General features: G+C 62.5%; 9 protein-coding genes. 2 read left to right on the top strand and 7 right to left on the bottom strand.

Annotated elements, in window-relative coordinates:
* On the top strand, positions 1 to 192 hold a 192-nt coding region (locus tag CFR79_RS16040; protein ID WP_220030291.1), incomplete at its 5' end, for a hypothetical protein.
* 57 nt (positions 193 to 249) lie between these two features.
* Here the strand turns inward: CFR79_RS16040 and clpB are convergent.
* The gene (clpB, locus tag CFR79_RS13535) at positions 250 to 2,853 is read right to left on the bottom strand and encodes an ATP-dependent chaperone ClpB (RefSeq protein ID WP_110548237.1); all 2,604 of its coding nucleotides are present in this window, start codon (positions 2,851 to 2,853) and stop codon (positions 250 to 252) included.
* 319 nt (positions 2,854 to 3,172) lie between these two features.
* Positions 3,173 to 4,234 carry an aldo/keto reductase gene (locus CFR79_RS13530; RefSeq protein WP_110548236.1) on the bottom strand — a complete coding sequence of 354 codons (1,062 nt, stop codon included), beginning with the start codon at positions 4,232 to 4,234 and terminating at the stop codon, positions 3,173 to 3,175.
* Between the two features lie 127 nt (positions 4,235 to 4,361).
* Here CFR79_RS13530 and CFR79_RS13525 point away from each other — a divergent pair, with 127 nt between their 5' ends.
* A complete protein-coding gene (locus CFR79_RS13525; protein ID WP_102324868.1) occupies positions 4,362 to 5,279 on the top strand; it encodes a LysR family transcriptional regulator in 918 nt (305 codons plus the stop codon).
* Here CFR79_RS13525 and CFR79_RS13520 read toward each other — a convergent pair.
* From CFR79_RS13520 to miaA, 5 genes are all read right to left on the bottom strand, one after another.
* Positions 5,276 to 5,968: a fumarylacetoacetate hydrolase family protein gene (locus CFR79_RS13520; RefSeq protein WP_258373613.1), complete on the bottom strand. Its 693-nt coding sequence runs from the start codon at positions 5,966 to 5,968 to the stop codon at positions 5,276 to 5,278. The two genes, CFR79_RS13525 and CFR79_RS13520, sit on opposite strands and share 4 nt — an antisense overlap.
* Before the next feature lie 173 nt (positions 5,969 to 6,141).
* Entirely contained in the window at positions 6,142 to 7,161 is a 1,020-nt protein-coding gene (gene ilvC, locus CFR79_RS13515) for a ketol-acid reductoisomerase (protein ID WP_102324870.1), read from the bottom strand.
* Positions 7,162 to 7,215: 54 nt separating this feature from the next.
* Positions 7,216 to 7,731 carry an acetolactate synthase small subunit gene (gene ilvN, locus CFR79_RS13510; protein WP_102324871.1) on the bottom strand — a complete coding sequence of 172 codons (516 nt, stop codon included), beginning with the start codon at positions 7,729 to 7,731 and terminating at the stop codon, positions 7,216 to 7,218.
* Between the two features lie 103 nt (positions 7,732 to 7,834).
* The gene (gene ilvB, locus CFR79_RS13505; RefSeq protein ID WP_110548234.1) at positions 7,835 to 9,658 is read right to left on the bottom strand and encodes a biosynthetic-type acetolactate synthase large subunit; all 1,824 of its coding nucleotides are present in this window, start codon (positions 9,656 to 9,658) and stop codon (positions 7,835 to 7,837) included.
* Positions 9,659 to 9,728: 70 nt separating this feature from the next.
* Positions 9,729 to 10,733, bottom strand: a complete 1,005-nt coding sequence (gene miaA, locus CFR79_RS13500) for a tRNA (adenosine(37)-N6)-dimethylallyltransferase MiaA (RefSeq protein WP_110548233.1) — start codon at positions 10,731 to 10,733, stop codon at positions 9,729 to 9,731.
* Positions 10,734 to 10,755 lie beyond the last annotated feature (22 nt).

Below are 10,755 nucleotides of genomic sequence, written 5' to 3'. Positions count from 1 at the left end.
CCAGATACTCTCATATTCTCTTGTCAAAGACCCGCCGGAGCAGCATCGCCGTCCGGTGAAGGGGCTTTTACGGATATAAGCCCCCCCTGTCAACGCTCCACTAAAAACGCCAAAAAGACAGAGAATTCAGCCATAAAACAGCAGTTCCATTCCCTATCCGAACCAAAAAACCAAAAGAAAAATGAAAAATAAATGAAAAAAGGAGGGGCAAGCCCCTCCTTTCTCCTGATCCGGTATGGATAGCCGTTATCAGTCGGCATCCACCTCGGTGCCATTGATGGTCAGGTGGTCGTCCCTGGCATCGACCGTAACCGTTTCCCCATCATGAATGGTGCCTTCCAGCAGCAATCCGGCCAGCGGATTCTGCAAGGCGCGCTGGATCACGCGCTTGAGTGGACGGGCGCCATACACGGGGTCGTAGCCTTCGTTCGCCAGCCATTCCTCGCCCCCCTTGTCCAGACGGAGCTGGATGTTGCGCTCGGCCAGCAGCTTGCGCAGGCGCCCGATCTGGATTTCCACGATCTTGCCCATATCCGCCTTCTGCAGGCGGGAGAACAGGATGATCTCATCCAGACGGTTGAGGAACTCGGGCCGGAAGTGATTGCGCACGACCTGCATGACTTCGGGACGCACGGTCTCGACCGCTTCCCCATCCGGCAGATGAGCCAGCACTTCGGAGCCAAGGTTGCTGGTCAGCACAATCAGGGTATTGCGGAAGTCAACCGTCCGCCCCTGCCCGTCCGTCAGGCGGCCATCATCCAGCACCTGCAGAAGGATGTTGAAGACATCTTCATGCGCCTTCTCCACCTCATCGAACAGGATGACCTGATAGGGACGCCGGCGCACGGCCTCGGTCAGCACGCCACCTTCCTCATAGCCGACATAACCCGGAGGCGCGCCGACCAGACGGGAGACCGCATGCTTCTCCATGAACTCGCTCATGTCGATACGCAGCAGGGCTTTTTCGTCATCGAACAGGAAGCGGGCCAGCGCCTTGCACAGTTCCGTCTTGCCCACACCCGTCGGCCCCAGGAACAGGAACGAACCGATAGGACGGTTGGGGTCCTGCAATCCGGCACGGGCACGACGTACGGCGTTAGACACCGCCTTCAGCGCCGGTTCCTGACCCACCACGCTCTTACGCAGTTCATCTTCCATGCGCAGCAGCTTGGCGCGTTCGCCTTCCAGCATCCGGTCCACCGGCACACCGGTCCAGCGCGACACGACAGCGGCGATACCCTGATCGGTCACGGTGTCGCTGACCATGCCGTCGCCCTTGCTGATCTGGTCCGCTTCTTCCTGCGCCTTGGCAATCTGGGCCTGAAGCTGCGGCAGGCGGCTGTACATCAGCTCCGATGCCCTGGCCAGATCACCCTTGCGCTGGGCAATCTCGATATCCGAGCGGATCTGGTCCATCTCTTCCTGCAGCTTCTGCACCGCGTTGACGCGATCCTTTTCCGCATGCCACGCCGCTGTCAGCGCATCGGACTTTTCCTGCAGTTCGGACAGTTCGGCTTCCAGCTTGCCCAGCCGTTCCCTGCTGGCCGCATCGTCTTCCTTGCGGATGGCTTCGCGTTCGATCTTGAGCTGGATCAGACGGCGGTCCAGTTCATCAAGTTCTTCGGGCTTGCTGTCGATCTGCATGCGCAGGCGGCTTGCGGCTTCATCCACAAGGTCGATGGCCTTGTCGGGCAGGAAACGGTCGGTGATGTAGCGGTTGGACAGGGTCGCCGCCGCCACCAGCGCGCCATCGGAAATACGGATACCATGATGGAGTTCGTATTTCTCCTTGATGCCACGCAGGATGGAGATGGTGTCAGCCACCGTCGGCTCACCGACGTAGACCGGCTGGAACCGGCGGGCGAGGGCCGCATCCTTCTCGATATACTTGCGGTATTCATCCAGCGTGGTCGCACCGATGCAGTGCAGCACGCCGCGCGCCAGTTCGGGCTTGATGAGGTTGGATGCATCCATCGCGCCATCGCTGCGCCCGGCACCGACCAGCGTGTGCATTTCATCAATAAAGAGGATGATCTGACCTTCGGCGGATTCGATTTCCTTCAGAACGGCTTTCAGCCGTTCCTCGAATTCACCACGGAACTTTGCACCGGCGACCAGCGCGCCCATGTCGAGGGAGAGCAGCTTCTTGTTTTTCAGCGCCTCCGGCACGTCGCCGTTGACGATACGCTGGGCCAGCCCTTCGACAATGGCGGTCTTGCCCACGCCCGGTTCACCAATCAGAACGGGATTGTTCTTGCTGCGGCGGGCGAGAACCTGAATGGCGCGACGGATTTCCTCGTCACGACCGATCACCGGGTCCAACTTGCCCTGCAGGGCGACTTCCGTCACATCGCGCGCATATTTCTTCAGCGCGTCGAAATTGGCTTCTGCGTTTTCACTTGTCACTGTGCGTCCCTTGCGGATGGCTGCAATCGCCTTGTCCAGCGCCTGCGGTGTGGCGCCCCCACCCCGCATGGCCTGCCCCGCCGGCGTTTCGGACGCGGCGATGGCGGCCAGCAGGCGGTCCTGCGCCACGAATTCATCACCAGCCTTCTGGGCACCCTGTTCGGCGGCATCAAGCACGCGTACAAGATCGCCCGTTGCGGTCGGCTGGCCCGCACCGCTGCCCTGCACCTTCGGCAGCTTGGCAAGGGCGGCGTCATTTGCAGCCGTAATGGCGGGAACCTGCCCGCCCGCCGCACGGATAAGGGAAGCGGCAGCCCCCTGTTCATCATCCAGCAGGGCCTTGAGCAGATGTTCCGGCGTTAACTGCTGGTTGTAATCCCGCATCGCAATGGTCTGCGCAGCCTGCAGGAAACCGCGTGAGCGTTCCGTAAATTTCTCGATATTCATAAGTTCCTCGTCCCTTTCAATCAGGCGACATAACTGGTTGTGCCATGGTGCCGTCCCTCAACAGGCAACGGCATGGCGCTGGATTTCAGATGGGATCACCCGGATGTTATTACAAGATGCCAGAAGCTGATTCCCCCTCCATCCGACTGTCCCGCGCCGTTAACGGCTGACCCTTCCATAATGATGACAGGTGACCATTAGCACCGTGTTGGCAACCTTGATTCAGGTCAAGGGTGGCCTGCCGTGTCGGCGCAACGGCCATTCGCCCTACGCTGGCACCCGCCTGCCCCGACCGGGCACAGGCGGGAAACCGCGCGGATCAGCCCTTTTTGGCGACAGCAGACCCCAGCAGCAGCAGGTCCGCCGCCGAGAGGCGATCCGAGGCCGTGCTGGCCTGATGCCAGTAGGGATAGATGAGCGGCGGCGCGCTGGCGGCATCAAGGCGGCTGATTTCCTCCGCCGTCAGGTCCAGAGATGCGGCCTTGAGGTTATCGGTCAGTTGCGCCTCGGTCCGCGCACCGATCACGACCGATGTAATGGCGGGACGCTGGGCCACCCACGCCAGCGCCACCTGCGCTGCGGAAATGTCCCGGGCTTCGGCAATGCTGACCAGCACTTCCACCACGTCATACAGTTTTTCAATGTCATGAACCGGCGGTTCGCCCCAGTTCTCGATCTGCCGCGTGCCCGTAGGCTGCGGCTTGCCGCGCCGGTACTTGCCTGAGAGCAGCCCGCCCGCCAGCGGGCTCCATACCTGCACGCCAATGCCCTGATCGACTGCCAGGGGCAGCAGTTCGTATTCCGCGTCGCGTGCCTGCAGGGAATAATAGATCTGCTGGGACACCGGGGCGATCAGCCGGTTGCGTTCCGCCGTGCCCAGCGCCTTCATCAGGTGCCATGCGGAAAAGTTGGAAACCCCCGCATACCGGATCTTGCCCGTGCGCGTCAGGGTATCGAGTGCTTCCAGCGTTTCATCAAGGGGGGTCTGACCATCCCATTCATGCAGGTAGTACAGGTCGATATGGTCACGACCCAGACGTTTCAGGCTGGCTTCGCACGCGCTGACCAGATGGTAGCGCGACAGACCGGCGTCATTCGCCCCGGTGCCCATACGGAACCGGGCCTTGGTGGTGACCATGATGTCATCGCTACGCCCCTTGAGGGCAGCGCCGAGAATTTCTTCCGAAACACCGGTCGAATAGATATCGGCGGTATCGAACATGTTGATCCCGGCATCGATGCACAGGTCGATCTGACGGCGGGCGCCGGCAAGGTCGGTATTGCCGGTCTTGGCGAAATCGCCCTTGCCCCCGAATGTCATCGTGCCCAGCGTGAATGCCGAGATCCGCAGGCCGGAACGGCCAAGCTGACGATAATGCATGTCTTGCAATCCTTCTGCGCGAAGCGGCGTGCAAAGCCGCACACCCTCACGCCAACTATGGGCGTGCGGGCGGGGAGATGATAATCACCTTTACCCGGAAGCAGCTTGCACGAAGGAAATCAAATATATGCGTGACATCACCGAAATGGCGGTATTTGTCACCATTGTACGCCATGGCAGCCTGTCCGCCGCGGGGCGGGAGCTGGGTCTGGCCACATCCGTCATAAGCGACCGGCTGGCGCGGCTGGAACGCCGCATGGGCACGCGCCTGCTGGTGCGCACCACGCGCCGCCACGCGCTGACGGCGGCGGGACAGCTTTACTATCACGAAGCCTGCGCCATTGTGGAAGCAACCGCACGGATGGAAGCCCGCACCCGCGCCATGGCCACGACACCGGCGGGGGAACTGCGGGTCACGGCCCCCATTCCGTTCGGGCGATGGTGGCTGACACCATTCATGACGCAGTTCGCCCATCGCCATCCCGATATCCGTATCAGCCTGACGCTGGAAGACAGGGTTGCGGATATCGTGGGCGAAGGCTTTGACATCGCCATCCGCGCGACCCCCGCCCTTGATACGATGCTGACCGGGCGGCGCATCATGGAAACACGGCGCGTGATCGTGGGCAGCCCCGCCTATCTGGCGCGCAAGGGGGTTCCGACGCATCCTTCGGAACTGGAAAACCATGACTGTCTGAGCCATGGCCCCACCCCCCACCTGCATACGCAGTGGCGGCTGGGGCGCGGCGCGCAGGTCCGCACCGAACGGGTGCGCGCGCGCCTGGCCTCCACCGATTCCGAAATGCCGGTGCACTGGGCGCTGGCCGGTCTGGGTCTGGTCCAGAAATCCCTGTGGGAAGTGGAAGGCTACGTGGCCGGGGGGCTGTTACAGCCCGTCATGGAGGAATGGGAGCCGGAGCCCATATCCTTTTTCGCCATCCATCCGGTCAGTACGGCCCATTCGTGCAAGATCGCGCTGTTCATTGATGAACTGGCGCGCCATCCCGCCCCGACCGTGGCGGCACGAGTGCCGCATCCGGCCTAACCGGTATAGGTGACGTTGAGTTCGCCCACGCCCGCGCAGACACCATGCATCACATCGCCCCGCCTGACCGGCCCCACGCCCGATGGCGTGCCCGTCATGATCAGGTCGCCCGGTTCAAGGGATACAAAGCGGCTGAGGCAGGAAATGATTTCCGCCACGGACCATATCAGGTCCGACAGGTCGCCTTTCTGCCGCAGTTCCCCATTGACCGTAAGCGTGATGGCGCCGGTGGCGGGATGGCCGCAGGCTGATACGGGCACGATGGGCGAAATGGGACAGGACTGGTCAAACCCCTTGGCCAGTGACCACGGGCGGCCTGCCTTCTTGGCCACGGCCTGAAGGTCGCGGCGCGTCATGTCGAACCCCACGGCATAGCCGTAAATATGGGAAAGGGCTTCTTCCTCCGTAATGTCATGACCTGGCCGCCCGATCGCGGCGACGAGTTCCACCTCATGATGCAGATCGGACGTGCTGACGGGAAACGGCAGCAGTCCCCCCTGCGGCACCACGGCATCACCCGGCTTGGAAAAGAAGAAGGGCTCGGAACGTTCGGGATTGCTGCCCATCTCACGCGCATGGGCGGCATAGTTCTGCCCCACACACCATATCCGCCGGACGGGAAAGACACCTGCCGTCCCCTTCACGGGTACCACGGGCTGGGGACTGGGGGGAAACACGTAATCCGTCACGGTACGGCGCTCCTGCAATGCTGTCGGGCGCGCATGGTGGCACCCGTCAGGGGGTGTGTCACGGCAAATGCAGGGAAATACGGGCAAAGCGGACATAAAAAAAACGCCAGCCGGGACAGCCCGGCTGGCGCTGGAAAAAGGCAGGGCCGAAACCCTGCCCCCTGTGGCGTAGATCAGTTGCGGGACTTGTCAACCAGCTTGTTCTTGCCGATCCACGACATCATGCCGCGCAGCTTCTCGCCCACCTTTTCGATCTGGTGTTCGTTGTTGCGCGCACGGGTCGCCTTGAAGCCGATGTTGCCGGACTGGTTTTCCAGGATGAAGTTGCGCACGAAGGTGCCGTCCTGAATGTCGGTCAGGATCTTCTTCATCTCGACCTTGGTTTCCGGCGTGATCACGCGCGGGCCGGACACGTATTCACCATACTCCGCCGTGTTGGAGATGGAGTAGTTCATGTTCGCGATGCCGCCTTCATAGATCAGGTCGACGATCAGCTTCATTTCGTGCAGGCACTCGAAATACGCCATTTCCGGCGCGTAGCCCGCTTCGACCAGCGTTTCGAAACCGGCGCGGATCAGTTCGACCAGACCACCGCACAGGACAGCCTGCTCACCGAACAGGTCGGTTTCGACTTCTTCCTTGAAGGTGGTTTCGATGATGCCCGCACGGCCGCCGCCATTGGCGGAAGCGTAGGACAGCGCGATTTCAAGCGCATTGCCCGAAGCGTTCTGCGCCACGGCCACCAGCGACGGCACGCCGCCACCCTTCTGGTATTCGGAACGCACGGTGTGGCCCGGACCCTTGGGCGCGATCAGGAACACGTCCAGATCGGGGCGCGCTTCGATGATGCGGAAGTGAATCGCCAGACCATGGGCGAAGGCAAGGGCGGCACCCTGCTTCAGGTTCTTTTCCAGCGATTCCTTGTACAGCGCGCCCTGACCTTCATCGGGGGTCAGCACCATCACCACGTCGGCCCACTTGGCGGCGTCGGCGGGCGTCATCACCTTGAAACCGGCGGCTTCAGCCTTGGGCACAGCCGTCGACTCGGGACGCAGGCCGACCACAATGTCGGTCACGCCGGAATCCTTCAGGTTGTTGGCATGGGCATGACCCTGGCTGCCGTAGCCGATGATGGCCACTTTCTTGCCCTTGATCAGGTTCACATCGGCATCGCGATCGTAATAGACGCGCATGATCTCACTCCTTGGAGAAATAAAAACGTATGGAAAGGTAAAAACCGGAACCCTTTACAGGATCGCCGCGCCGCGGGCGATAGCGACGATGCCCGTGCGTGACACTTCGGCAAGGCCGAGCGGACGCATGAGGTCGATAAAGGCATCAAGCTTGTCAGTCGCACCCGTCAGTTCAAAGACGAACGAGGTGGCTGAAGCATCAACAGGATGGGCGCGGAACGCCTGCGCGATACGCAGCGCATCCGCACGGCGTTCGCCACTGGCGATGACCTTCACCAGTGCCATTTCACGCGCCACATGCGCGTCCTGCTTCGTCATGACCGAAACGCGGTACACCGGCACCAGCCGTTCAACCTGCGCGCGGATCTGTTCCAGCACGCGCGGGGTGGCGGTCGTGACGATATTGATGCGCGACTGGTGGCGGGTTTCATCAACCGGGGCCACGGTCAGGCTTTCGATATTGTATCCGCGACCGGAAAACAGGCCGATGACACGCGCCAGCGCACCGCTTTCGTTTTCGACCTGAATGGCAATGACCGCGGAGACGGGGATCTCCTGCTGCGTGGTCATGATCGTAATTCCTGACTGCTGAAGGCGCCGCCATGGTGGCTGTATCTGCACACATGGCGGCAGGAAGGAAGAAAGGCTGCCGACAACACGGCGGCAGCGGGGATCAGACCAGCATGCGGCCTTCGGCGCTGATCTCGTCATCCTGACCGGGGCCGAGAAGCATCTGGTTATGCGGCGCGCCCGACGGGATCATGGGGTAGCAGTTTTCTTCCTGCGCCACACAGATATCCGCCACCACCGGGCCGGGGTGGGCCAGCATCTCGGTTATCACGCCATCCAGTTCGTCCACGCATGTCGCCCGCAGGCCCCGGCCGTGGAAGCTTTCGGCCAGCTTGACGAAATCAGGCAGTGCGGCGCTGTAGCTTTCGGAATAGCGGGATTCATGCAGCAGTTCCTGCCACTGGCGCACCATGCCCATATACTGGTTGTTCAGGATGAACACCTTAACCGGCAGGCGGTACTGCGCGATGGTGGACAGTTCCTGAATGTTCATGAGTATCGAGGCTTCACCCGCGATATCGATCACAAGCGCATCGGGATGCGCGATCTGCGCGCCCACGGCGGCAGGCAGGCCGTAACCCATGGTGCCCAGCCCGCCCGATGTCAGCCAGCGGTTGGGCCTGTCGAAGCCGAAATGCTGGGCCGCCCACATCTGGTGCTGCCCCACCTCGGTCGAGACATAGGTGTCACGCCCCGTGGCGGTGGCCAGTTCATGCAGGCGACGGATGGCATATTGCGGGCGGATGATCGCACCCGGCGTCATGTCCTGCGTGAAACCGAGGCTGTCGAGACCACGCCATTCACCAATCTGGTGCCACCACTGCGCAAGGTCGATGGGCTGGCGGGGATTGGCGGGGGTGCAGTCCCATTCCTCCAGCATCATTTCGATCACGCGGCGCACATCGCCCACTACACCTACGTCAACACGCACGATCTTGTTGATCTGGGAGGGATCAATATCCGCATGGATCTTGAAGGAACCGGGGGAGAACGCATCCAGCCGCCCCGTCACCCGGTCATCAAAACGCGAACCCAGCGCGATCAGCACGTCACAGTCATGCGTCGCCATGTTGGCTTCGTACGTGCCGTGCATGCCCAGCATGCCAAGGAAACGGCGGTCGTCCGACGGCATCGCCCCCAGCCCCATAAGGGTGGACGTGCAGGGAAAACCGGTTTTCTCGACCAGTCTGCGCAGGGCGACGGAGGCTTCGGGTCCGGCATTGATGACGCCACCGCCCGTATAGAACAGCGGCTTGCGCGCCCCCTTCATCGCGGCCACGGCACGCGCGATCGCCTCACGTCCCGGTTCGGTCTGGGGCTGGTAGGACGGATGCGGCGCGCGCGGCGGCGCGGTGTACGGCGCGGGGCCGACCATCAGGTTCTTGGGCAGGTCCACCAGCACCGGGCCGGGGCGTCCGCTGCGCGCGATATGGAAGGCTTCATGCACGCTGGGCGCGATCTCGTCGGCGCGGCGGATCAGGTAATTGTATTTCGTGGCCGGGCGCGTGATGCCGGTGGTGTCGGCTTCCTGAAACGCGTCGGTCCCGATCAGCGGCACGCCGACCTGCCCGGAAAAACAGACCACCGGGATCGAATCCAGCATCGCATCCAGCAGGCCCGTCACCGTATTGGTGGCGCCGGGGCCACTTGTGACCAGCACCACCCCCACCTTGCCGGTGGAGCGGGCATAGGCTTCCGCCGCATGGACGGCCGCCTGTTCATGGCGGACCAGCACATGACGAATCGCGTTCTGGCGGAAAATGGCATCGTAAATGGGCAGGACCGCCCCGCCGGGATAGCCGAAAATGACTTCGACCCCCTGCTCGCTCAGTACGCGCAGAAGCACTTCCGCACCGGTCTGGACAACGGATGTATCCGTGCCGGGGGTGTGAGGCTTCAGGTCGGTCTGGTGCGGTGCTGCGTTCATGGTTCCTGCTCCTTCGCCCCGGCGACCGGGACAACCGGCCTGCCACCAAGGGCGAAATCCCGGGCCGGGTTTACGGAAACCCTTGGCCCGCGTCAATGCGGTTAATAACAAAAGAAATGATTTTGTTTGTCCATCTTTCCATTTGTTGCGCAGTGGCACAATTTTCAAACCGTTTTTCATACACAACACTGTCCGCCGGAGCGGCTAGCGGATGATGGGCGAACCATGTCGCCTGACGCTTTGTATATTGCCCGGTCAGGCGGATGGCCCGTTCGGCCGCCGCCTCCCGCGTCATGTCCCCGCGCAGGACGGCGGCCAGTTCCGGCACCCCATGGGCGCGCATGGCTGGCAGCGCGGGGGACAGATCCTGTTCCAGCAGGCGGCCAACTTCCTCAAGCGCGCCATGGCGCAGCATGTCATGGAAGCGACGCGCAATGGCGGCGCGCAGTTCCTCGCGGGGCGGGTGCAGGCGCATTGCGATGAAACGGGCGTCCAGCGGCGGCAGCACCGCCTCCCGCCGCCACCAGGCCAGACCATGCCCGGTCGCCGCATGCACTTCCCATGCACGGGCGATACGCTGGCCATCCGTCGGGCGCAGGGTGGAGGCTGTTTCGGGGTCACGTTCATGCAGCAGGGCATGCACCGCCCCCGGCCCCAGACGGGCAACCATTTCGCGCGCCTGTTCGCGGATGGCGGGCGGGGGCTGGGGAATATCGGCCAGCCCGTGGATCAGCGCCTGATAATACATGCCGGTCCCGCCACAGAATACCGGCACACGCCCCGCATCCCATGCCGCATGGGCCGCCGCGATCGCCTGCGTGCGCCACCATGCCACGCTGCCATTTTCCGCAGCGGGCAGGACACCATACAGGGCATGGGGCACACTGGCTTCATCATGCGGGTCGGGACGGGCTGTCAGGATGCGCAGTTCGCGATATACCTGCATCGAATCCGTATTGATGATCGTGCCATTCACCTGCCGGGCAAGCACCATGGCCAGCGCGGACTTGCCCGAACAGGTCGGACCCGCCACGATCAGCGCCACGCGCCCCCGTCCCGCGGGGGCGTGTTTCATTGTCTCACCCCTGTCATATCCC

The sequence above is a fragment of the Komagataeibacter saccharivorans genome (assembly GCF_003207825.1).
Lineage (GTDB): Bacteria > Pseudomonadota > Alphaproteobacteria > Acetobacterales > Acetobacteraceae > Komagataeibacter > Komagataeibacter saccharivorans.
Note: the sequence above shows the minus strand (reverse complement) of the source record. Positions and strands in the feature narration are given on the sequence as shown.

Bases quoted from the DNA above. Each gene is read 5' to 3' on its own strand.
- clpB (WP_110548237.1), bottom strand. From the start codon at position 2,853: ATGAATATCGAGAAATTTACGGAACGCTCACGCGGTTTCCTGCAGGCT.
- CFR79_RS13530 (WP_110548236.1), bottom strand. From the start codon at position 4,234: ATGCATTATCGTCAGCTTGGCCGTTCCGGCCTGCGGATCTCGGCATTC.
- CFR79_RS13525 (WP_102324868.1), top strand. From the start codon at position 4,362: ATGCGTGACATCACCGAAATGGCGGTATTTGTCACCATTGTACGCCAT.
- ilvC (WP_102324870.1), bottom strand. From the start codon at position 7,161: ATGCGCGTCTATTACGATCGCGATGCCGATGTGAACCTGATCAAGGGC.
- ilvN (WP_102324871.1), bottom strand. From the start codon at position 7,731: ATGACCACGCAGCAGGAGATCCCCGTCTCCGCGGTCATTGCCATTCAG.
- ilvB (WP_110548234.1), bottom strand. From the start codon at position 9,658: ATGAACGCAGCACCGCACCAGACCGACCTGAAGCCTCACACCCCCGGC.
- miaA (WP_110548233.1), bottom strand. From the start codon at position 10,733: ATGAAACACGCCCCCGCGGGACGGGGGCGCGTGGCGCTGATCGTGGCG.